The organism is Flavobacterium sp. P21 (genome assembly GCF_050632225.1).
Lineage (GTDB): Bacteria > Bacteroidota > Bacteroidia > Flavobacteriales > Flavobacteriaceae > Flavobacterium.
In genome coordinates this window covers 2,903,355-2,925,966 of sequence record NZ_CP192585.1, presented here as the reverse complement: position 1 = coordinate 2,925,966, position 22,612 = coordinate 2,903,355, and the positions used below count along the sequence as shown (strand labels likewise).

General features: G+C 34.5%; 27 protein-coding genes, 1 pseudogene and 1 riboswitch. Of the genes and pseudogenes, 4 read left to right on the top strand and 24 right to left on the bottom strand.

What is annotated here, in order from left to right; genetic code table 11:
* Window positions 1-40: 40 nt before the first annotated feature.
* Both ACQ9BO_RS14590 and ACQ9BO_RS14585 read right to left on the bottom strand, forming a co-directional pair.
* On the bottom strand, window positions 41-1,084 hold the full coding sequence (locus ACQ9BO_RS14590; protein ID WP_431241320.1) for a DcaP family trimeric outer membrane transporter: 1,044 nt from the start codon (window positions 1,082-1,084) through the stop codon (window positions 41-43).
* 499 nt (window positions 1,085-1,583) lie between these two features.
* The gene (locus ACQ9BO_RS14585) at window positions 1,584-1,835 is read right to left on the bottom strand and encodes a hypothetical protein (protein ID WP_132991200.1); all 252 of its coding nucleotides are present in this window, start codon (window positions 1,833-1,835) and stop codon (window positions 1,584-1,586) included.
* Window positions 1,836-2,312: 477 nt separating this feature from the next.
* On the opposite strand from ACQ9BO_RS14585, the gene ACQ9BO_RS14580 reads away from it, so the two are divergent.
* Both ACQ9BO_RS14580 and ACQ9BO_RS14575 read left to right on the top strand, forming a co-directional pair.
* Window positions 2,313-3,035 (top strand): hypothetical protein, encoded by a 723-nt coding sequence (locus ACQ9BO_RS14580; protein ID WP_431241319.1) that lies wholly within the window; start codon window positions 2,313-2,315, stop codon window positions 3,033-3,035.
* 68 nt (window positions 3,036-3,103) lie between these two features.
* Entirely contained in the window at window positions 3,104-3,496 is a 393-nt protein-coding gene (locus tag ACQ9BO_RS14575; protein ID WP_431241318.1) for a hypothetical protein, read from the top strand.
* Between the two features lie 85 nt (window positions 3,497-3,581).
* On the opposite strand, the pseudogene metQ reads toward ACQ9BO_RS14575, so the two are convergent.
* From metQ to ACQ9BO_RS14515, 12 genes and pseudogenes are all read right to left on the bottom strand, one after another.
* Window positions 3,582-4,398: pseudogene (gene metQ / locus ACQ9BO_RS14570) on the bottom strand (methionine ABC transporter substrate-binding lipoprotein MetQ).
* Window positions 4,399-4,513: 115 nt separating this feature from the next.
* Window positions 4,514-5,167, bottom strand: coding sequence for a methionine ABC transporter permease MetI (locus ACQ9BO_RS14565; protein WP_431241317.1), 654 nt, complete (start codon window positions 5,165-5,167; stop codon window positions 4,514-4,516).
* The gene (gene metN, locus ACQ9BO_RS14560; protein WP_431241316.1) at window positions 5,160-6,191 is read right to left on the bottom strand and encodes a methionine ABC transporter ATP-binding protein MetN; all 1,032 of its coding nucleotides are present in this window, start codon (window positions 6,189-6,191) and stop codon (window positions 5,160-5,162) included. The genes ACQ9BO_RS14565 and metN overlap by 8 nt, the downstream gene beginning before the upstream one ends.
* A gap of 278 nt (window positions 6,192-6,469) precedes the next feature.
* Window positions 6,470-7,948: an aminotransferase class V-fold PLP-dependent enzyme gene (locus tag ACQ9BO_RS14555; RefSeq protein ID WP_431241315.1), complete on the bottom strand. Its 1,479-nt coding sequence runs from the start codon at window positions 7,946-7,948 to the stop codon at window positions 6,470-6,472.
* Between the two features lie 140 nt (window positions 7,949-8,088).
* Complete coding sequence (locus ACQ9BO_RS14550; RefSeq protein WP_431245125.1) at window positions 8,089-8,427, bottom strand: peroxiredoxin family protein; 339 nt, start codon at window positions 8,425-8,427, stop codon at window positions 8,089-8,091.
* Window positions 8,349-8,987 carry a DUF4369 domain-containing protein gene (locus ACQ9BO_RS14545; RefSeq protein ID WP_431241314.1) on the bottom strand — a complete coding sequence of 213 codons (639 nt, stop codon included), beginning with the start codon at window positions 8,985-8,987 and terminating at the stop codon, window positions 8,349-8,351. The genes ACQ9BO_RS14550 and ACQ9BO_RS14545 overlap by 79 nt, the downstream gene beginning before the upstream one ends.
* Window positions 8,988-9,277: 290 nt before the next feature.
* Window positions 9,278-9,378, bottom strand: a riboswitch (SAM riboswitch).
* Between the two features lie 236 nt (window positions 9,379-9,614).
* Window positions 9,615-10,700, bottom strand: coding sequence for an NAD(P)H-dependent flavin oxidoreductase (locus ACQ9BO_RS14540; RefSeq protein ID WP_431241313.1), 1,086 nt, complete (start codon window positions 10,698-10,700; stop codon window positions 9,615-9,617).
* 17 nt (window positions 10,701-10,717) lie between these two features.
* Complete coding sequence (locus ACQ9BO_RS14535; protein WP_431241312.1) at window positions 10,718-11,167, bottom strand: nuclear transport factor 2 family protein; 450 nt, start codon at window positions 11,165-11,167, stop codon at window positions 10,718-10,720.
* 1 nt (window position 11,168) lies between these two features.
* Window positions 11,169-11,903 carry an SDR family NAD(P)-dependent oxidoreductase gene (locus ACQ9BO_RS14530; RefSeq protein WP_431241311.1) on the bottom strand — a complete coding sequence of 245 codons (735 nt, stop codon included), beginning with the start codon at window positions 11,901-11,903 and terminating at the stop codon, window positions 11,169-11,171.
* 5 nt (window positions 11,904-11,908) lie between these two features.
* Window positions 11,909-12,127, bottom strand: a complete 219-nt coding sequence (locus ACQ9BO_RS14525; protein WP_026729644.1) for a tautomerase family protein — start codon at window positions 12,125-12,127, stop codon at window positions 11,909-11,911.
* A 4-nt stretch (window positions 12,128-12,131) separates the two neighbouring features.
* Complete coding sequence (locus tag ACQ9BO_RS14520) at window positions 12,132-12,686, bottom strand: YceI family protein (RefSeq protein ID WP_431241310.1); 555 nt, start codon at window positions 12,684-12,686, stop codon at window positions 12,132-12,134.
* 357 nt (window positions 12,687-13,043) lie between these two features.
* Entirely contained in the window at window positions 13,044-13,619 is a 576-nt protein-coding gene (locus tag ACQ9BO_RS14515) for a Crp/Fnr family transcriptional regulator (protein ID WP_431241309.1), read from the bottom strand.
* Between the two features lie 160 nt (window positions 13,620-13,779).
* Here ACQ9BO_RS14515 and ACQ9BO_RS14510 point away from each other — a divergent pair, with 160 nt between their 5' ends.
* Together ACQ9BO_RS14510 and ACQ9BO_RS14505 are read left to right on the top strand one after the other, a co-directional pair.
* On the top strand, window positions 13,780-14,178 hold the full coding sequence (locus ACQ9BO_RS14510; RefSeq protein WP_431241308.1) for a DoxX family protein: 399 nt from the start codon (window positions 13,780-13,782) through the stop codon (window positions 14,176-14,178).
* A 207-nt stretch (window positions 14,179-14,385) separates the two neighbouring features.
* Window positions 14,386-15,975, top strand: a complete 1,590-nt coding sequence (locus tag ACQ9BO_RS14505) for an ABC-F family ATP-binding cassette domain-containing protein (protein ID WP_431245124.1) — start codon at window positions 14,386-14,388, stop codon at window positions 15,973-15,975.
* Window positions 15,976-16,183: 208 nt separating this feature from the next.
* On the opposite strand, the gene ACQ9BO_RS14500 is transcribed toward ACQ9BO_RS14505, so the two are convergent.
* From ACQ9BO_RS14500 to ACQ9BO_RS14455, 10 genes are all read right to left on the bottom strand, one after another.
* Complete coding sequence (locus tag ACQ9BO_RS14500) at window positions 16,184-16,342, bottom strand: LytTR family transcriptional regulator DNA-binding domain-containing protein (protein ID WP_431241307.1); 159 nt, start codon at window positions 16,340-16,342, stop codon at window positions 16,184-16,186.
* The gene (locus ACQ9BO_RS14495) at window positions 16,339-16,950 is read right to left on the bottom strand and encodes a LytR/AlgR family response regulator transcription factor (protein WP_431241306.1); all 612 of its coding nucleotides are present in this window, start codon (window positions 16,948-16,950) and stop codon (window positions 16,339-16,341) included. Before ACQ9BO_RS14495 ends, ACQ9BO_RS14500 begins: the two co-directional genes overlap by 4 nt.
* Complete coding sequence (locus tag ACQ9BO_RS14490; RefSeq protein ID WP_431241305.1) at window positions 16,931-17,947, bottom strand: sensor histidine kinase; 1,017 nt, start codon at window positions 17,945-17,947, stop codon at window positions 16,931-16,933. The genes ACQ9BO_RS14495 and ACQ9BO_RS14490 overlap by 20 nt, the downstream gene beginning before the upstream one ends.
* 342 nt (window positions 17,948-18,289) lie before the next feature.
* Window positions 18,290-18,454 carry a hypothetical protein gene (locus ACQ9BO_RS14485; RefSeq protein WP_431241304.1) on the bottom strand — a complete coding sequence of 55 codons (165 nt, stop codon included), beginning with the start codon at window positions 18,452-18,454 and terminating at the stop codon, window positions 18,290-18,292.
* A complete protein-coding gene (locus tag ACQ9BO_RS14480) occupies window positions 18,451-19,056 on the bottom strand; it encodes a DUF1223 domain-containing protein (RefSeq protein WP_431241303.1) in 606 nt (201 codons plus the stop codon). The genes ACQ9BO_RS14485 and ACQ9BO_RS14480 overlap by 4 nt, the downstream gene beginning before the upstream one ends.
* Window positions 19,057-19,210: 154 nt before the next feature.
* Window positions 19,211-19,579 (bottom strand): Ohr family peroxiredoxin, encoded by a 369-nt coding sequence (locus ACQ9BO_RS14475; protein ID WP_431241302.1) that lies wholly within the window; start codon window positions 19,577-19,579, stop codon window positions 19,211-19,213.
* Window positions 19,580-19,679: 100 nt separating this feature from the next.
* A complete protein-coding gene (locus tag ACQ9BO_RS14470) occupies window positions 19,680-20,693 on the bottom strand; it encodes an alpha/beta fold hydrolase (RefSeq protein ID WP_431241301.1) in 1,014 nt (337 codons plus the stop codon).
* A gap of 304 nt (window positions 20,694-20,997) precedes the next feature.
* The gene (locus ACQ9BO_RS14465; RefSeq protein WP_431241300.1) at window positions 20,998-21,411 is read right to left on the bottom strand and encodes a cupin domain-containing protein; all 414 of its coding nucleotides are present in this window, start codon (window positions 21,409-21,411) and stop codon (window positions 20,998-21,000) included.
* Between the two features lie 428 nt (window positions 21,412-21,839).
* A complete protein-coding gene (locus tag ACQ9BO_RS14460; protein WP_431241299.1) occupies window positions 21,840-21,986 on the bottom strand; it encodes an SDR family oxidoreductase in 147 nt (48 codons plus the stop codon).
* Between the two features lie 23 nt (window positions 21,987-22,009).
* Complete coding sequence (locus ACQ9BO_RS14455; RefSeq protein WP_431241298.1) at window positions 22,010-22,582, bottom strand: SDR family NAD(P)-dependent oxidoreductase; 573 nt, start codon at window positions 22,580-22,582, stop codon at window positions 22,010-22,012.
* Window positions 22,583-22,612 lie beyond the last annotated feature (30 nt).

The following is a 22,612-nucleotide window of genomic DNA, read 5'->3' as shown; positions in this document are numbered from 1 at the left end:
CCAACTAAACAGTTTTTTGCTGGTGAATAAAGCACATTAGCTATAATGTACTGACCTTTTTGAAAGAATCGTTGGTCATTGCATTAGAGTTATCAATATCAATCATTGAATAACCTACTGAACTTGTGAATTTGTCATTCCATGAATGATCCAAAAAAGCGACTACTCCAAGCAAAGGAAGCGCAACACCTTTTATAGGTCTTGCTGGATTTCCTGTGTTTTCAATTCCAATATCTACAGGAGCATCATTCATGTAGTTCTGAATTCCTTCTCCATAAACGACCTGTCCTCTAAAAACATCACTTTTACCAAATTTGACATTCGTACTCAAGTTCAAACCCCAGCCAAGTGCATCTCCAGATAAATCATATTGGTCATTATTTAGATCTTTCCACTCCACTTTTCTCAAAATTCCCGCTAGCTCAAGATATCCCCAATTGAATGCATGACGGTATTCTGCTGACAAATCCGGAAATGGAAATCTTGCATTTACACCTTGAAGTTCGATACGATCTGCATAAATTCCCTGATCTGCACTTGCTCCTGGTCTTTCTAATGCAATCGTCAAGCGGGTATCGCCCTGAATTGGCATATAACGAATTTGAATATTTCTAAAAAACACCATTCCGGTTGGCCCCCAATATTCTAATGTATTTGGAAAAACATCAATATCCATAAATGGGCTCCAAGTTTGCCCAGCTCCAAATTTGCCTAATTCAGCATAAGCATGGCGCAAACGGAAAGTAGTTTGGCCAGCATCAACTCCAGTTCCAAACAACTCAAATTCAAAATGAGTTTTTAATTCTCCAATTCCAGTATCAAAATAATTTTTGATTCCAAATCTTGTCTGGCGCACGGATGCATAATAGTTTCCGTCTGGGCCGTATTGATCTTTGTACGATGGCAGTTTTGTTGGTCGGACAACATCGTACCAATCGGATTGAATCTGATTAAAATTATAACCAATATCGGTCATAATGAAACCATAGATTTCCATACTCTTTTTTGCTCCATCATCCTGCCCATGCATGAGGTTTATGGCCAGAAAGCTGACAACAATGGCCAGATACCTGATCTTGACCATACGCAAACACTTTTTTTCATAATGATTCTAGTTTAATTTATATTGATTTCGAGGGATTTAAATGAAAAAAATTTAAAACTGTCTTTCTTTATGGATGTCTTATTTTGGCGTTTACAAAGTTTTATTATAACATAAATCTTACTAATTTAATTTCATTACTCATCTGAAATATGTGGTTTTCAAAATTTTATGTTAAAACAGCATAAAATTACAAAGTAAAAATGTTGATTATCAAATATTTGTGTTTCAATTTATAATTTGCAACCTAAAAAAAATCCTGAGATGATCGTAAAAAAGATGCGCGAGGCACCGAAAAATCAAGGTTTTTTTATCTTTAAAAAAAAATGAAACAAAAATTACTTGCGAAAAAGATTAAACAATCGTTAAAATAAATACTGAAATTTAAATTTTGATATGTAACAAGCATAAAAAAAATCCCATTTAAAAATGGGATTTTCATAACTACTAACCAATTCATTAAAATAAAACTAACAACCATTTATTTTTTATCCCATCCATTTCTGATCAGGTAAATCAAAATTTCTTCTTCTAATTCTTTAGCTAAATTTTCTGCTTCCAATTTATATTGAAAATACTTTTCAAACTTTTTCTTGTACTTCTCGGTTTTTAGCATGTTGGAGCAATAATCATCGCAGATTGCTTTAAAATTATCATCTACTAGATACAAAACCTTTAGAGATTCTAAATATTCTGAGAATTTTAAATTATATAACTCTTTGGGAACAGACATACTATACAATTTATAAAATTAAATGAATCCTTGTTTTTGGTGAAAACAAAATGACAATCAAAAAAATAATCGATTAAAAAAAGAAACAAACAATTTCTTATTCGATATACATTTAAATATTCTATAAAGTTAGGCAGGAATAAAGCTTAAAATATCTTTTTTTTATACAAGTCTGTTTCATATTATAAAATGAAACCTTTTGATTTTTAACAACCTAAATTGAACCACTTTTGTTAAATGCATTCTTTTAAGCCAAAATCAAAAAAACATAGATTTACCGCAGATTTAAACAGTCTCTATTTTAGAAAATAGTTTTTTTGAAAAATTGATGTTAGCCTAAAAAAGTATGCAAATTACTTATGCATTTATTTTTTTGCAACATCTTTTTAAGTAAAATCTAATTACGCATTCCAAAATCGATAAAACTTCTTATATATTTGTTTGCCTTTAACTATCAATTTTAACCCTATTAATTAGATGAAAGAATATAAAATGAACAAAGGATGGGCAGTTTTCATGTACATCTTTGGGACACTTTTAATTGCTGTTTTCGGTTTCTTGCTGTTTATGCCAATTATTCCAGCCGTAAAAAATGATCTTCCTCCAAATTCATATTGGATTTTTGGACCTTTATCCCTTGTTATGCTTTGCGTATTTGTAATTGCAGTTTTAGATACCGCAAAAGGCAAATTTGTAATTGACAAAAACCGTATTTATAACATTACCACACTTTCAAAAAGAGAATTATTTTTTCATGAAATCAAAGGTTACAGAGTCAATGACAAGTTTATTATAATTGAATCTAAAAGCGAGACCAAAAAAAACATAAAAATCAGTACTTATTTTGGCAAAACCGATGAAATAAAAAAATGGCTTAGAGATAATAACTATCGTGATTTGGATGTGATTGAAGAAATTGAAGAAAAGCAAGAGATTTTAAATAATGAAGAATTTGGCTGGAACAAAGCTGAAAGAAAGAATAAGTTAAATCAGGCGCAAATATTTGCCAAAATCATGAATGGAATTGGGGCAATTGCAGGAGTTTGGGTATTATTTTTTCCAAATCCGTACAAGTATGCCATTGTTCCATGCATTATATTTCCTATTGCTTCCCTAATTGTTTTGCGTAGCTTTAAAGGCTTAATAAGGATTGATGAGAAAAAAACAGTGCATATCCTAGTATTTACTTTGGTTTCTTAATGAGCACTTTGTGCATATTTTTAAGAGCTTTGATAGATTTCGAATTGCTTGAATACTCCAATGTTTGGATGCCAACACTATTAATTGCTTCGGCTTTTATTGCTATTTTATATTTTTCTCATTTAAAAACAGAGCACAACAAAACATCTGAAATTTTAAGTTTTTTGGGAATTTTTGTATTTGCAATATGTTACGCGTACGGTACATTCATAACCATAAATTGCCTTTATGACCATTCTGAGCCTAAAGTATTTAAAACTTCTGTATTAGATAAAAGAATTTCTACAGGAAAAACAACAACCTATTATTTACAGCTTGGCCCTTGGGGACCTCGAAAAGAAAGTGATGAAGTCAAAGTCTCTAAAGAACAGTACAATAATTCTAAAATAAATGATGAAGCAGAAGTTTATTTAATGAAAGGGGAATTTGACATTCCTTGGTTTGAGGTTTCAACTAATTAATTTATTGCTTCTATTAAAAAAAAGACAGATACCATCAATAATTGATACTATCTGTCTTTTTTTATTTTAAAACCTTAAATTTAAATTACCAGCCTTTTACCGCTCCGCCTTTAAATTCTTGTTCTGCGGCTTTTTCAACTTCTGGAGATTGAAAAGCTTGCAAAAACTGTTTTACTTTCTCTTCGTTTTTATTGTCTTCACGACTAACTACCAAATTCACGTATGGAGATTCTTTATCTTCAACAAATAAAGCATCACGTGAAGGAACTAATCCAGCGGCAGAAGCAAATGTATTGTTGATAATCGCAATAGAAACATTCGCATCGTCTAAAGCACGTGGCAATTGAGGCGCTTCTAACTCCAATATTTTCAGATTTTTAGGATTATTGATAATGTCGGTTACTTTTGGAAGCAAACCAACACCATCTTTCAATTTCAATAAACCATTTTTCTGCAAAAGCAATAAAGAACGTCCTCCGTTTGTTGGGTCATTCGGAATAATAATCGTGCTTTCGTTTTTCAAATCCGAAAGGCTTTTTATTTTTTAGAATAAGCCGCAATTGGATAAACAAATGTTTTTCCAATAATTGCCAATTTATAGCCACGCTGTTTAGATTGCTCATCTAAATAAGGTTTATGCTGAAAAGCATTGGCATCAATATCGCCTTGGCTTAAAGCTTCATTCGGAATCACATAATCGTTAAAGGAAACCAGTTCCACTTCTAATCCAAATTTTTCTTTCGCTACTTTTTTAGTACTTCCGCAACTTTTAATTCTGGCCCCGAAGCAACACCAACTTTTATAAAATGTGGATCAGTATTTTTTGCTTTTCCGCAATTTGACAACACAAGCGCCAAAGCCAAAACTCCAGCCGTTCTTAAAATATTTAATTTATTTTTCATTTCTATATTAATTTTTAATGTTCAGTTTCAGGTTTCTCCCGAAGCCTCGGGATCAAGTTTCAAGTTCTAACTCATAACTCATAACTCATAATTCATAATTCATAATTCATAATTACTATCGGTGATCAAATCGCTTTGATAATCGGTCTCCTGCAAACTGAATCAGGAATACCAAAATCACCAATAATCCTAAAACCGAGTTCATAGTCAGCGCATCATAGCCAATATATCCGTACTGATAACCAACTTGTCCTAATCCACCGGCGCCAACTGCACCGCCCATTGCAGAATAACCTACAAGCGTAATTAACGTAATTGAAGCCGCATTAATCAATGATGGCAAAGCTTCTGGAAGCAAAACTTTATATACAATCTGAAAAGGTGTTGCGCCTAAGGCTCTTGCCGCTTCTATTAATCCTGACGGAAGACTTAACAAACTGTTTTCAACCAAACGTGCTATAAAAGGCGCCGCGCCAATACTTAAAGGAACCAATGCCGCACTAACCCCAATAGAAGTTCCTACAATAGCACGTGTAAACGGAATCATCCAAACAATCAAAATAATGAATGGAATAGAACGAAAAATATTGACCAAAACCGATAATATTCGGTTTAAAACGGGCTGTTCTAAAATTTGATTTTTACGAGTCAAGAAAAGCAAAATTCCCGTTGGAAGCCCTAATAAAAATCCAAAAAAGCCCGATACAAAAGTCATAACAATGGTTTCCCATGTTCCTTTTACTAATAAATCTATAATTGAATCAGACATAACCTATAATTTCTGTTTTAATGTGTTTTGAATTAAAATATTGAATCGCCGCATCGTAATTTTCGCGTTTTCCTGAAAGTTCAATCAGCATAACACCAAAATTTACTTCGCCAGCCTGATCCATTTGTGCGCTTACAATTTTGAAATCAGTATCAAAAAGCCTTGAAACTTCTGAAATTACAGGTTCATTAACTGATTTTCCAGTCATTTCTAATTTTAATAACGGATTCAGATTTCCATTATCTTCTTTCTCCAATTTCTCCTGATAAACCGATGGAACTTCAATATGCAACGAAGAAGAAATAAATTCTCGAGTCAATTCCTCTTTTGGATCAGCAAAAATTTCTCCTACGGTTCCCTGCTCGATCAATTTACCATGACTGATAACTGCCACTTCATCACAAATTGATTTTACCACTTCCATTTGGTGCGTAATCAGCAAAATGGTAATATTCAATCGCTTATTAATGTCTTTCAATAAATTCAAAATAGAACGTGTTGTTGCAGGATCCAGAGCGCTTGTCGCTTCGTCACACAACAAAACTTTTGGATTATTGGCTAATGTTCTAGCAATTGCCACTCTTTGCTTTTGTCCTCCCGAAAGACTTGCTGGATAATCGTTTGCTTTTTCTGCCAAACCTACCAACTGCAATAATTCTAAAACTCGTGTTTTGATTTCAATTTTTGAATTTCCTGCCAATTCTAGTGGAAAAGCAACATTTTCAAAAACAGTTCGCGAAGACAACAAATTAAAATGCTGAAAAATCATTCCGATTTCTCTTCTTTCAATTGCAAGTTCACTGTTTGACAACTGCATGAGCGCTTTTCCATCCACAATAATTTCTCCCGAAGTTGGTCTTTCCAACAAATTCACACAACGGATCAACGTACTTTTTCCGGCACCAGAAGTCCCAATTACGCCAAAGATTTTCCCCGGCGGCACCGTCAACGAAACATCTGAAAGTGCCGTGACAATTCGGTTTTTCTGATGAAAAGTTTTGGTTACATTTTTTAATTCAATCATTTCTTATTCAAGTTAAAAACAAAAAAGCCTTTCAATTGTTCATGAAAGGCTTTTTTGAAATAAATAATATCATTTTATATAGAAGCCAGCTCAATGAATAGCATTACAACATTACAGCACATCATACTGCTGTTGTAATAATTCTTCATATTCTGGTCGTTTTTTCTCATTTCGGTTGCAAATTTAAAGAGTTATTTTCAATTTCAATACAAAAACGATAAAAACTTTTATTACCCTATCAAAATAATAGGTTATTTTGTTGATACATTTAAAAAAGTCTATTCCAAATCAAACCATTCATTGACTTCTTTAGCAATTGTATCTTGGATTCTAGGATTATCAAACTCATTTGTTGCAGGATTATATTCATAATCCTTTTGCCATTTTTTGTAATTTGAAGCCACTTGTTGAATTGCATTGCAAATAAAGGAGAGCTCTTCGTTTGTCATAATGGGATGAAGCGACAAACGAACCCAACCTGGTTTATTAGTCTGGTTTTTCTGTGCCAATTCAGTTGTAATTGCTTTTGATCGCTTTTCATCAATATTAAAAAGATAATGCGCATAAGTGCTCGCACATGACCAACCTCCGCGAACCTGAATTCCAAAACGATCATTTAAAAGTCTCACAATCAAATTATAGTGAATATCATCAATTACAAACGAAACGCATCCAATTCGTTTGCTTGTTAAATCTCCTAAAATCGATAAGCCTTTTATTTTTTGAAGCTTTTCAAAACAAATAGCCAATAGTTCTTTTTCTCTATTGGTAATCTGCTTCACTCCCATTTTTTCTTTTAGTTCCAATGCCAAAGCGGTTCTAATAACTTGCAAAAATCCCGGAGTTCCGCCATCTTCTCTAACTTCGATTATATCACTGTACAAATGATTTCCAAACGGATTTGTCCATTTTACATTTCCTCCCCCAGGATTATCAGGGAATTCAGCGTTGTATAATTTTTCATTAAAAACCAAAATACCGCTTGTTCCTGGCCCACCCAAAAACTTATGTGGCGAAAAGAAAATAGCATCTAATTGTTGTTCTGGATCTTTTGGATGCATATCGATTTTGGCATAAGGTGCCAAAGCCGCAAAATCAACAAAGCAGTAGCCACCGTTTTGATGCATGATTTTAGCCAATTCATAGTAAGGCGTAATAATTCCTGTTACGTTTGAGCAAGCTGTAAACGAACCAATCTTTAAACTTCTGTCAGCATATTTTTTTATTTCCACAGAAAGAATAGCAGGATCAACCAAGTTATTTTCATTTGGTGGCAAGATCACAACATCAGCATCGATCGCGTACCAAGAAACCTGATTAGAATGATGCTCCATATGTGTAATAAAAACTACAGGTTTGTCATTTTCATTGGCATAATTTTTCTTCAAACCAATAATTCGCCGCAGTTTTGATAATGCCGCAGTCATTCCTGTGCCGGCAGTTACTAAAACATCTGATTCATTTGCATTAACAGATTTTTTAATTATCTCTCTTGCAAGCTGATAAGCATAAGTAGAAGTTTTTCCTGTTTGACTCGAAAGTGAATGCGTATTGGCAATCATCGGACCAATTTTATTGAGCATTATATCTTCAATCGGCATGTATAATCTTCCGCTGGCAACCCAATCTGCATAAATCAGATTCTGTTCTCCGTAAACCGATTCGAAAGTATGTTCAATTCCTACTGTGTTTTCTCTAAATTTAGAAAAGTAACATTCAGGCTCCGTTGGTTTTGTTGTTGGCTCAATAGCATTCATTTCCCTATCATTTTTAAATTAACAAATTGTATTATTGGTTGATTAATTGGTGCTTACTTTTTTATCCAAAAGCGATTTTAAAGTAGATTGCAACTCTTCTCCATGAAGATTTTTTGCGACAATTATTCCTTTAGAATCCACTAAATAATTGGCTGGAATTGCTCGTACTCCGTATAATTTTGCCACTGCACTGTTCCAAAAAGCAAATCCGAAAGATGTGTCCATGTCAACTTATCATCCTGAATTCCTTTGATCCAGTTTTCTTTCTTTTTGTCTAAAGAAATGGCGATGATATTAAATCCCTTATCATGGAATTCTTTATAAGTCGCAACAATATTTGGGTTTTCTCTACGGCAAGGCCCGCACCATGAAGCCCAAAAATCTACTAAAGTGTAGCCTTTCAAGTTTTCTGAAAAACGAACTGGTTTTCCTTCTGTATCTTTCTCTGTAAAATCTGGTGCTTTTTTCCAACTGCTAATCCGTCTAATACAATAGCTAAATCTTTTAACTCTTTCACGTAAGTGGTATTGTGAAGACTTTTATCCAGCAATGCAATATTTTGTGTGATCTGTTCTGGAGTAAGTCTATACGACCAATTTCTATACAAGACATAAGCTGAAACAATCGATTTTGGGTTTTCTGTAATGAATTTGCTGATCTCTACATCTTTTGATTTTTTATAGGTTTCAAACAAATCTTGCGCCGCAGAACCTTCAACTACTGAATTCGTATAATACTTTTTTGGACTTAATTTCACCGTAATCGGTCCCTTTTCAAGGAAAATATACAAAGGAGAACTAGCCGTATTTACACTTAAACCGTACAATTCTGGCGTTTTTACTTTAGTTTTAAAACTAAAATTCCCGTCTTTGACTTTTACCGAATCGATTGTGGTAAACATCTTATTGTGAAACTTTTGCAGATAAACATATTGTGCAACCGTATCAACAACAGTTCCTTTTAATTGCAAATTATTTTCTTGTGCTTGGGTTTGTATGATTCCAAAAGAGAAAGCTAAACCTAATAGTATTTTTTTCATGTAATTTGATTTTTAGTGGATTAATTATGTTTTAGTTTTATTTGTGATTTTCGTTTAAAATTGGACAATAAAGCCTTTCAGACATTGTTTAACGCCCTTTTATATGATTAAAAAAAGATAAAAAAGAAGAAAACCTAACGTGGTCGCATTCGGAAAACCATCTTATTATTTTCTTGAAAGAATAAATTCAAACGATCAGAATAAGTGCGTGCTACAACAGACTTGGTTTTCATTTTTGAAATACTAAATTTTAATATTGATGATCTTACTCAGATTCACTTCGGAAATCTTTCTTATCTGTCCCACAAGATGGGAAGGATTTAGCACCTTGTTTGGCAACAGGTTGCTAAGACTTCATTGGGCCTACTCCCTCAGTCTTTCTGGATAAGTATCATTGCAGATGTTTTCTGCACTACAAATATATATTAATTCTACCGAATTAGTCAAGTTTAAAATAACTTTTTTCAAATTATTTTTTAAACCCAAAATAAAAACCTCAATTACAACATTTTAAAAATCCAACCATATTGGCTTTTTAAGACTAAAACTTGCAAAATTTCATAAAAAAAACTCATTTCGATACTGAAATGAGTTCCGTTTATCCTTAAAAAAAGCACTATTAAACCATTATTTTTTCAATTCATCAAAATATGAGTTTGTTTCTTCAATCAAAGAATGCATCAATTCCCCTGCTCTTCTATGCTTTAAAATTGGCGAAATCTGTCCGCCCCAAAAAAGTATCATATCCCATTTTTCTTGATCCAATGCCGCTTTTCTTAAATGCGACATAAAAGTAGTTTGTAGTGGAAATGGCAACACTGATGCTTCTTTTCCTAAAATTTCTTTTGCAATTCGGCTTGTGATGCCACGCCCTAACCTTCCTGTATAAGCGCGCGATAAAGTCGTGTATTTAGAAGCTTCAGAAAAAAGCATTTCTCTATGAATTGGTAATGCGTTTGATTCTTCAGTAGCTAAAAATGCGGTTCCAATTTGAGCCGCACTCGCCCCTAAAGCCAATGCTCCAGCAATTCCCTTTCCGTTTGCAATTCCGCCAGTAGCGATAACGGGAACTTTTACTTTTTCTTTAATCAATTGCAATAAAACAAAAGTTCCCGTTACGGAAGATTCGGCGGAAGCCAAAAATGAAGGTCGGTGCCCGCCTGCTTCAAATCCCGAAGCGATAATCATATCAACTCCTGAATTTTCTAAAAAAATAGCTTCATCTAAAGTGGTTGTCGCACCAACAGTTACAATTCCAAGTTTTCTGCATTGTTCCAAAATATCCTGAGAAAGCGTTCCAAACATAAAACTGAAAACCTTCGGACGAATATCTAAAACCACTTGTAGCTGATTTTCAAATCGGGATTGAAATGGTGCTGGTTTTTCTGGCAACGGAATTCCGGCTTCATCAAAATAAGGCTTAAAGAGCTCTTTTGCTTTATCGTACTGTTCATCTGAGATTCCATTTGGATCAGCATCTGAATCAGAAACCCATAGATTTAGATTATATGGTTTGTCCGTTAAAGCTTTTATCTGTTTGTCAGCTTCAAAAATTTCCTGCGGACTTAAAGTATATGCACCATAACCACCCAATCCTCCTGCATTTGAAACGGCGGCTGTAAGTTCAGGTGTTGAAAGATTGCCACCAAAAGGACCTTGTAAAATTGGATACTGAATCCCTAATAATTCCGATGCTTTTGTATTGTACCACATCATTTTAAAATTTAAAATTATTCGCTTAAATCCGTCAACATTTTATTGACAATAAGCCATTTTCCATCAATCTTATGAAAAGATAAAAAATCTCGATAATTGAAATCGTACATTTTCACATTTAGTTCTGCAACAGCGATTGAATTTACGACTTTTATATTCAAAATTTCACCTTTAAAAGGTTTTCCTGAATCTTTTGGGCTTTGTCTGTTTTGTACGCCATTCAAATAAAGATCGACAGTTTTGAAATAAGGCTGTCCTTTTACATCACCAAAAACAAAACTTCCCGGATAAAAAATACTTCCTAAAAGCATGACATCGCCTTCGTAAATTCCTTTAAAATAATAGTTCTCTACTGCATCTTTTATGGCCGCAATTTCAGCTTGATTTTCCATTTTGATCGTATTTTGTGCTTTTATGCTCTGGAATGACCAGAACATAAAAGCAGTTAATAAAATAGTTTTCATTTTAATTTAAGTTGTGCCCTGCTCCTTTTCCACCGTCAACATTGATAATTGAACCGGTAATAAAATTGCTTTTGGCAACCGTGTACACCATTTCGGCAACATCGTCAATTTCTCCAACTCGGTTTAACAAATGCAGACCAGCGGTTGCATCAGCATTATCACCATGCATTGGAGTTCTGATTACTCCCGGAGCAACAGTATTGAAACGAATGTTTTGTTTACCAAATTCTGTCGCTAATTGAACTGTAATGGCGTGAATTGCTCCTTTGCTCGCGATTGGCGCCGAAGCCGGCCATCCGCCTAAACCGTGATTTACTAATGGCGTTCCGATATTGATAACAACGCCGTCTTTTTGTTTCAGCATTTGAGGAACTACGGCTTGTGTTGTGAAATACGTTCCTTTTAAGTTGGTTGTCAAAAATTTATCTAAATACGCTTCGTCAACTTCTAAGAAAGGCTTGCTGTCAAAAATTCCAGCATTGTTAACCAAAACATCCACTGAACCGAATTTTTCGATTGCAATTTTTACTAATTGTTCACCAGTTTCTTTGTTGCTGATATCTCCGGCATACATGGCCAAATTATCGCCTCCGCCAAATTCATTAAAAGCACTTTCTAATGACGAAGGAGTTACTGAATTGATAACAACATTATCTCCTCTGTCTAAAAAATATTTGGCGATTCCTTTTCCAATACCAGACGCCGCTCCAGTAACGATTATAGTTTGTTTTTTCATGATATTTATTTTTTATCGGCTGTGATGCCTTTTTCTCTTAATACAGATACTTGTTCTCCTGCGTAACCCCAATCGTCTAATTCAACTTCCTGAATTACAACGTGAGTCAAATGCGGATCTTTATTTAAAACCTCGGTAATCAAATTAGTGATACCGCTTATTAATTGCTGTTTTTGCTCGCGTGTTACGCCTTCGCGAGTCAATTCTAATTTTACGTAAGGCATGGCTTTAGTTTTTAGATTGTTCTGAAAAAACGGCTTCGGCATTGATATTAAAATCCAATTCAAAGTCATTGTAAATTAAGGTGTCGCCCAAATCTTTGAAGAAATTTCCTGAGCGGAATTTGATATCGTATTTGGTACGATCAATTACCATTTTCCCTGTAAGGGCAATTGCATTTCGATTGTTTTCTAACGTTGCTTCAAAACCTGCAACGTGTGTAATATCTTTTATGGTAAGATTGCCTTCAAGATAAAAAGTGGTGTCTGATAATTCTTTTACAGAAAGAACATCAAAAGTTGCTGTTGGAAATTTTTCGATTGAGAAAAAATCATCTGAGGCAAGGTGACCCCCGAATTGTGTGTTTGTTGCCGGATCTGTTACATCCAGAATTTTAATAGAAGTTGTATCAATTACAACTTTCCCTTCTTTTACTTTTCCATCCTCTATGATGAAATTACCTTCTTTGATACCAATTGTACCATTATGTGCACCGGTTACTTTTCTTCCAGTCCATTCTACGTTGCTGTTTGAGCTTACGATTTTATAATTTGTTGTTTCCATTGTGATTGTATTTAATTGTGTTAAGACTACAGTACAAAGGAACGGCGGTTATGGAAATTGGTTACGTGACCTACATCACATTCTTTTTTGAGGTTCAAAGGCTCAAAGGGACAAAGGGACAAAGGGACAAAGTTTTTTTGCATAATGCTTATTTTGGTCTCTCGCAGATTTGGCAGATTATGCAGATAAAAAAGATTGAAAAAATAATCAGCTCAATCTGCAAAATCTGCGAGAGACCATGTATTTGTCGCTTTGCGAGATTAATTAGTAATTACATAATCCCCTTAAATCAACAAAATCTGCGTGAAACAAACTATTTAAATCCGTTTCATCCGCAAAATCCGTGGGCCATAAAACCTACGAATTATAAAGTCTGCTCAGTGTTTCTCTGGAAACTCCTAAATAAGCCGCAATCAAATGCTTCGGAACAAGATTATACAATTGCGGATATAATGCCAAAAGCTCTTCATAACGCACTTTGACATTGTTATTCATAAAAGATAAAAGCCTTTTTTGAGAAGCAATGTAGCCTTTGTTCGTTCGCCAGCGGAAGAAATGCTCCACTTGATGAAATTCTTTGCAGAGTTTTTCGCGGTCTTCGTTTGACAGGCAAAGTACTTCAGAATCACTAATGCAGTCAACGTTTATGGTAGCTTCTGTTTGATTGTATAAAGCAGTATAATCTGATGCCCACCAAGTTGGCATAGCAAACTGAAGAATGTACATTTTGATTTCATCATTAATAAAAAAAGACTTCAAACAGCCTGAAATAACGAAATACTCACAGTTTACTTTATCTCCGGCACTAATAATGGTTTGGCCTTTTTTAAAAGACAGAGGTTTGAAATGAGAATAGAAATACTCAAACTCTTCTTCTGTCAATACAGCGGTTTTGGCTATATGTTGTTGCAAAATGGCTTTGGCTTCCATCATTAATTTTGGGATTTTAAATCTACTGTAAAGTTATAAAATCAGATGAACTTTCGGATTGTCTATTTCAGAAATCATTTTGTCCGTTTCACCTAAAAACTGATATTTTTTCTCTTGGTTCTGACGCAATTTTGTCCTGTTTAACAACTTAAAAATTAAAATCATGAACACAAAAACGACAAAAATTATTTATTGGACAGGAATCATTTTAACTTCTTTATGGTTTGGCGCCAGCGGGTTTTTCGAATTAACTTCAAATCCAATTGTTTGGGGAATAACACAACAATTGGGTTATCCTGCACATTTTATTTACATTCTTGGCGTATTTAAAGTCGCTGGAGTAATCACATTATGGATTCCGAATAAATTATTACGATTGAAAGAATGGGTCTTTGCCGGAGTTTTCTTCGACATTATTTTTGCATTTCTCTCAAAATTGGCAGTTTTAGGTTTTCCGGCAACAATTGATGCTATTATTGCTTTTGCGATGGTAAGCGTAACTTACGCCATGTTTAGAGAATTATATTCTGCAAACTATTCTAAAAACGCGATTGTAGGCTAATTTTAAGCTTTTTAAGATCAAAAAAATATAAAAGCGTCTAAGAACTTCTCAGACGCTTTTGATTTGTTATGATATTTAAAACATTTCTTATCTTTGCACTTTAAAATAAAACACTTCCGTAAATGTGAATAAATAATTTCTTTCAGATATAGAGACAGCAAGCCAGACCTGGTTTTTGCTGATTTATTAATGCTTAAGAAAGAGATTATGATCATTCTGCAAAACATTTCATATACACATTCTAATACAGAATTGCTGTTTAGCGCTGTCAGCTTAACAGTAAATACAGGCAATAAAATAGCCTTAACAGGACATAACGGTTCTGGAAAATCGACTTTGCTTAAAATTATTGCAAAAGAATTATTTGCGTCAAGCGGAACAATTGAAATTGGGGCCGAACCCTATTATATTCCGCAAATTTTCGGACAATACAATCATTTGACTATTGCCGAAGCTTTACAAATTGATCAAAAACTGACCGCTTTTCATGAAATTCTCGAGGGAAATGTAACTGAAGCCAATTTGAATATTCTGAACGACGACTGGACAATTGAAGATCGTTGCAACGAAGCGCTAAAATATTGGCATCTAAATGATTTTGATTTAAATCAAAAAATGCAATTTTTAAGCGGAGGCCAGAAAACAAAAGTATTTCTTGCTGGAATAATGATTCATCAACCCAAACTTATTTTATTAGACGAACCCAGCAATCATCTAGATGTTGAGGGACGAAATTTGTTGTACCAATTCATAAAAGATTCAACCACAACAATGCTGATTGTCAGTCACGATCGAAAATTGCTGAATTTGCTTGATACAACTTGCGAGCTAAAATCAAACGGAATCAAAACCTATGGCGGTAATTATGATTTTTATTTAGAACAAAAAAACATCGAAAAAAATGCTTTAGCACTTGATATTCATTCGAAGGAAAAAGAGCTTCAAAAAGCCAAAGAAAAACAGCGAGAAACAATTGAAAGACAACAAAAACTGGATTCAAAAGGCAAAAAGAAACAGGAAAAAGCCGGAGTTGCTCGCATTATGATGAATACTTTAAAAAATAAGGCTGAAAATAGTTCTGCTAAAACCAAAAGCGTTCATGAAGAGAAAATTGGTGGCATTTCACAAGAATTGCGCGAACTGCGTGAAAATGTTTCGAGTTTAGACAAAATGAAATTCGGACTTGATAATTCGCGCCTGTACAAAGGAAAAATAATCGTAGATGCCGAATCGCTGAATTACGCCTACAATGAAGAAAACATCTGGAAAACCGATTTGAATTTTCAGATTCTTTCGGGCGACCGAATCTCCATAAAAGGAAACAATGGCTCAGGAAAAACAACACTGATTAAATTAATTTTAAAAGAATTACAGCCAAAATCAGGAATCTTGAAAATCGCAGATTGCGAAAGCCTTTATATTGACCAGGATTATTCACTCATAAACAATTCTTTGACTGTTTACGAACAAGCACAACAAAATAATACTTCAGGATTAGAAGAACATGATATTAAAATGCGATTGAATCGTTTTCTTTTCGGACAATCTGATTGGGATAAACCTTGTCTTTATTTAAGCGGAGGAGAAAGAATGCGCTTAATGCTTTGCGGTTTGACAATCACAAATCAAGCTCCGGATTTAATCATTTTAGACGAGCCAACGAACAATCTCGACATCCAGAATATCGAAATTCTGACTGCCGCTTTAAACGAATATGAAGGTACACTAATTGTGGTTTCACACGATGAAATATTCTTAAAAGAAACAAACATAAATAACTGTATTAGTTTGTTTTAAAAACACTTATATAAATAAAAACTTAAAATTAATTCACAAGTTTCTTTTACATAAAATACAGAATGATTTAACCGCAAAGCACGCAATGGTTTACGCAAAGTTCGCAAAGTTTTTTACACATAGCTTTGCGTGCTTTGCGGTTGTACTAAGTCCTGAATGTAAAAATCTTAGCGTGCTTTGCGGTTAAACTATTTACATTTCACAATTATCAACGGTTTTCCAGCCAGCTCAAAAAAGCTGTCGCTTTCTCTTTTCCAACTAATAATTTCTCCTCAGTCGGAATAGTGAGTTTAATAATCAGCTTGCGCGAAAAATAATGCTCCGCTTCTCTTATCGCCGAAAAATTCACCAAATACTGTCGGTTCATTCTAAAAATTGAATTGGCGACAACAACTTGTGCACCTCATCCAAAGATTGCGTAATCTGATATTCGGTTTTATCAAAAGTCATTATCGTGGGCGTTTCATTTTTAATAAAGAAAAACGCTATGTTTTCAGTTTGAATTGTTTGGTATTTATTGTTTTTAAAGACCAAAAAGCTTTTTTTGCCTGTGTTTTCGCCGGTTCTGGTCAAGAGATAATCGAAATCGGGCATCATTTTTTTATTTCTTTGGAAGAAATTCTTCAGTTCGCCTGCTTTTTTGATCGCTTGCGAAATGCTATCTCTTGAAAAAGGCTTCAGTACATAATCGATTCCGTTTGATTTAAAAGCTTCAATCGCATAATCATCAAAAGCCGTACAGAAAATGACCGGAGACAAAACCTCAACATTTTTAAAAATCTCAAAACAAAGTCCGTCTGCCAGTTGAATATCCATAAAAATCAAGTCCGGCTGATCGTTTTCCATCAAATAAGCCACCGCTCCATCAATACTCTGAATGTACGACAAAATCTGAGCATCAGGCCTGATACTCAAAATAAGCTGACCTAGCGCTTTGGCCGTTTTTACTTCATCTTCAATTATTATGATATTCATAAATAAGCGGTATTTTAACTTTAAAAATAGTGTCGTTTTTGTCAATTTCGATTTCCTTGTGAGCCAAATGCATAAAACGTTGATTGATATTATCCAAACCAACGCCCGTTGACAAAACGCCACGTTTCAGCTGAATTGGATTTTCAATTACTAGAAAATCATTTTCTGTATATAATTTAATTCGCAAAGGTTTTTCTAAAGAAACAACATTGTGCTTGATGCAATTTTCAATCAAAAGTTGCAACGAAAAAGGCGGAATGGCGCAATCGTATTGTTTTGGATCTATTTCATTTATTACTTCAAATCCATCTTCAAAACGTGCTTTCAGCAAATAAACATACGAATCTAGAATCTGAATTTCCTCCTTTAAGGATATCAAGTCAAGCTTTCGACTATCTAGCGTAAACCTATAAAAATCAGACAGTTTCAAAATAAAATCTGAACTCTGCGGATCTTGAATATCAACCATAGATTTTAGCGTGTTCAAACTGTTGAACAAAAAATGTGGATTGACTTGCTGTTTCAAAAGTTCGTATTGAGCACCTAGATTTAAAGCTTTGGTTCGTTCCAACTCCACGCCTATTTGTTGCGTTTGATAATTCTGAAAAAGCAAATGCAGAAACATATACACAATCAAGTTGATCAAAACGCCTCGAAGCTCAAACATAATTGGCGCATCCATTTTTGAAACCTGAAAGAGCTCCTGATGCGCGATTACCAGTACAACCATAAGCAAAATCCCTAATACAACGCTTAACAACAACTTCCAGTTAAACAAACTCTTATTAGTGCGTTGTGCCGAAAATTTCGGCAAACTATAAATGTTGTAATACCAGATAAAAAGCGAAAATAGAAGTGTAATTGAAGAATTGATTACCAAATCGCCAAGCGTTGTGGCCGCATCGAATAATTTGGGAATAGAAGCAAGAATCGCAAGTGCTATAGAACTTCCCCAAATGACTCTCGAAGAAACCTGAAAGCGTTTTACTTTTTCCATATTTTTTATTTGTTTCTCCCGAAGCTTCGGGATTATGTTTCAGGTTTCAAGCTGGCTTTACTTTGTCAAAGATAGCAATAAATTAACGGGGTTTTGATTATAAAAAAAGTAAAATCACAATCAAGAACCCGTTCTATTTTTTTATATTTCAGACTTAATTTATAAATTTACATAATAAATTAAAAATTACTGGTATTCAATAATTTAAATACAAATAAAAACACACTACTGTCATTGTGTCAGAACCAAAAAAAGCACTTTTTTCGCCCTAAATCTTTCTCAAAATGACAGTTTAAGACATTCGAATTTCATTTTAAAAATATTGAAAATCAGCTCCCTTTATTACAATAAATTTTGTGCAAAAACTGCTCGGTTTGTCCCCAAAATAATTCCGGAATTCATGTCTTGAACAAAACCGATAACTTCAAAATCTTTTGCATTAAAACCTTTTGGCAAAGAAACCGAAACATTCCCTTTTGGATTTCCAGTCAAAGCAAAACTATTCAAGTCATGCGGACAATTTGAAAATGCGACAAAACACGATTGGCATTCTCCCCTCTTTTCACATTACTTTTAGCCGATTTTTGAACAACTGCAACATACAAACGATTGTTTTTTGAAATCTTATTTATGTTATAATTTAAATTCAGTTTGTTTTCCTGCTGACTTGCTTCCAGAGTTATTTCGGCAACAGCAGGTTTTAGAAGCGCTGTAAGAATTCCGTTTTGAACTGCTGTTTCCTGAGAACCGATGCAATCTATTTTGCCATTGATGATCAATTGGGGCGTATAAATGGGCTCTTTTTCCATGAATTTAGCGTAATCGTATTGTCGTTTTGTATTTGCCGCACTGCTAAATATATCTTTCCAGCCTTGTTTGTCCCAATAATCAACATGATACGATAGAACAAAAACATTGCTGTCTTTGTATTGATTTTGGATTTTTCCCATTAATTCATCTGCCGGAGGACAGCTTGAACAGCCTTCAGAAGTATATAATTCTAAAAAGGCAAAACCTTTTTTGTCTTTATTGCTTTGGCCAAAAACAGCGTTTCCTGCTAAAAGCAACAATATTGCAAAAGCATTAATTATTCTTATCTTTTTCATCATTTCTATTTATTTTCTCCATAGTTTTTAAAACCTTGGAGGTATATTTTTCTATTTTAAAAGCCTTTAATTTAAACCCGACAGGTTTTTAAAACCTGTCGGGTTTGCTCTAAGTTACAAAATATTAAGTTCGACATTAATGTTTCCTCTTGTAGCTTTAGAATAAGGACAAGTTTGATGTGCTTGTGCTCGCTAATGCTTTAGAAGTTTCTAGATCTAAACCTGGCAAACTGATATTCAATCTTGCCTGCAAAGAATATTCGCCTTCAGTAACACATAAATCAACCTCAGCATCAACAGCAGTTTCTGCCGGAAGTTTAATTCCTTGTTTTGACGCCGCGATTCCTAAAGCACCAATAAAACAAGCCGACCAGCCCGCGACAAACAACTGCTCTGGATTTGTTCCCGGACGTGATGATCCCGGTGAACTTAATTTGATATTCAATTGTTCGTCTGAACTTTGAGAAGCTCCTTCTCTACCGCCTGTTGTGTGTGTTTTTCCTGTGTATAAAACTTTTGTTTCCATAATAATTTTAGATTTTAGATTGTTGATTTTAGATTATTTGAATTTTATTATTGAGATTTTCATTGACATTGACATTGACATTGATATTGATTTTTGATATTTATTTCAAATTATCCACGTCAATTATCGCTTGCGCAAATGCTTTTGGATCTTCTTGAGGCACATTATGTCCGATTCCTTTTAAGATTCTGTGTTCGTATTTTCCTGTGAATTTGTTGGCGTATGCTTTTCCATCCGCGAAAGCGCCGTCAAAATCGCTTCCAATTGTGATTGTTGGAACTTTGATTTCTGGTCTTGTGGCCAAACGTTTTTCAAGATTGTTGTATTTTGATTCTCCAGCCTCTAAAGATTGTCTCCATCTGTAATTGTGAATCACAATCGCCACATGATCTGGATTGTCAAATGATTGTGCGGTTTGGTCGTAAGTTGCTTTGTCGAAATTCCATAGTGGAGAAGCAATTTTCCAGATCAGTTTATTGAAATCGTAGGTATTTTGTGTGTAACCTTGTTTTCCTCTTTCGGTTGCGAAATAATATTGGTACCACCAACCCAATTCAGCTGTTGGAGGAAGCGGTTTTAAATTTGCTTCTAAATTCACTACCAAATAACCGCTTACCGAAACCAAACCTTTTACGCGCTCTGGCCAAAGTGCCGATACCACAACCGCCGTTCTCGCTCCCCAGTCAAATCCGCCAATTACAGCTTTATCAATTTTCAAGGCATCCATAAAAGCGATAATATCACTCGCTAAAGCCGCTTGCTGGCCATTTCTGAACGTATCTTTTGAAAGAAAGGTTGTTGTGCCGAAACCTCTTAAATAAGGCGTAAAAACGTGATATCCTTTTGCAACCAAAATCGGAACGACTTCGTTGTAGCTGTGAATATCGTAAGGCCAACCGTGAAGCAATATAACCGGAGTTCCGTTTGACGGACCTGCTTCTGTATAACCTACATTTAATAATCCGGCATTGATTTGTTTTAAAGTTCCAAGTGAACTGTTTGTTTCGATAGCTTTTGGAGCTTGTGCATTCGTTACATTCACATTCATAAAAAGAATTGCAATTAAGATTGATTTTGCAAAAATGTTGTTTGTAATTTTTAATAGCGTTTTCATAATTTTTATTTTTTGATTAGTTGATTATCAGTTAATTTCTTCGTAAAAGGTATCTTGACAATTGTTGTTTTTAAAGTAGAAAAAAGGTGAAGTGGACAAAGTTTAGGGTGAAATGGACAAGCTGTTAATTGTGAATGATCTTGCCACAGATTATGGGGATTAAATGGATTTTCTCTCGCAGATTTAGCAGATCTAGCAGATTATTTTTTTCAACCATTGCAAATAATTTATCTGATCTGCCGAATCTGCTAAATCTGCGAGAGAAAAAACTTTACAGTTAAGCTATTCGCATTTCAACCTGAAACTATTTCTTCATAACCAAAACCGGTTTTCCTTTTTCGACTATATACGTCGCCAATTCTGAGGCTTTTATATCTGTATTATTTCTTGCTGAGTGAACTATTCCGGCCGGAATAAAAAGTACTTCTCCGGCTTTTAATGTAATTGGCACTTGGCCTTCAACTTCATATTCTAATGATCCTTCGAGTACATAAATAATCTCTTCGCCCGGATGAAAGTGTTTCCCAAAAGCGGTATGACCATCAAAATCGATTCTAGCTTGAACTATTTCCTTGTTTGGAATACTCAAATCGTGTTTTTGCAAATCAGTGCGTTTTATTCCGTTTTGGGTCGCGATTTGATTCGGAACCAAAAAGGCGATGATGCCTAAAATGATAATTGCGATAATAACCCAGGTTTTTTGTTTTTTAGTTTCCATAACTTTTGATTTAAATTATTTGTTATCAGTTAATTTCTGAGTCAAAAGTATGCCGACAATGCTTCCTGCGAAATCATAAAATAGCCGAAATGGACAAAGTAGTAGTTTAAGTGGACAGAGGGAAATGCGAATAATTTAACCGCAAAGCACGCAAAGATATTTTTAAGCCGTACGTATTATAAACGCAAAGATCGCAAAGCTATCTGTATATAACTTTACGATCTTTATAGATAATTTTTTCACGCAGATCCTTCAGATTTAGGCAGATTTGAGCAGATTTCTTATTCAAAAATTAAAATAAATCTGCTCAAATCTGCCAAATCTGCGTGAAACAAAAACTTTGCTCCCGATAGCTATCGGGATTGCGTAAACCTAAGCGTGCTTTGCGGTTAAACTTTAATTTATAATTAATAATTCACAATTAATAATTAAGCTAAAACCATTCCCCCATCCATAATAAAATCAGCACCGGTGATAAATTTTGTCGCGTCGTCGCTTAAATACGAAACCATTTTAGCCACATCTTCCGATTTTCCCATTTGTTTCAATGGCACTTTTTCGACTACAACATCCATAATTCCTTTTACGGTGTTTTCGTCTAAACCGACTTTTTCATTACTTCTGTTTCCGTAGGACCCGGACTAACAGAATTCACTCTGATTTTTCGTGGCGCTAATTCCAACGCCGCCGATTTCATAACCGAATTCAAAGCCGTTTTGCTCGCCGAATAAACCGAAGATCCCGGCCCCGGCATACTTGCAGTATTCGAAGAAAGAAACACTACCGAAGCACCGTCTTTTAAAATTGGGATAAATTTGCTCAGCGTAAAATAAGCGCCTTTCAAATTGACATTCATAATGCTGTCGTACAATTCCTCCGAAGTTTGCTCAATGGTTCCCAAACCCGCAATTCCGGCATTGATAAAAAGAATATCAACCGCACCGAAATCTTCTTTTACTTTAGCAACCAGATTCTCAATATCCAAAACATTGGCTTGATCTGCGGTAAATGCTGTAACGTCTAATTCCTGTGCCGCTTTTTCAATGGCTTCTTTTCGTCTTCCGGTAATAAAAACCTGAGCGCCTTGCTCTTTTAATTGTTTTGCTGTTGCGTAACCTATACCGCTGTTTCCGCCTGTAATTACGGCTACTTTATCTTTTAAATTGTCCATTATTTTATGTTTTTAAATTAATGGGACAAA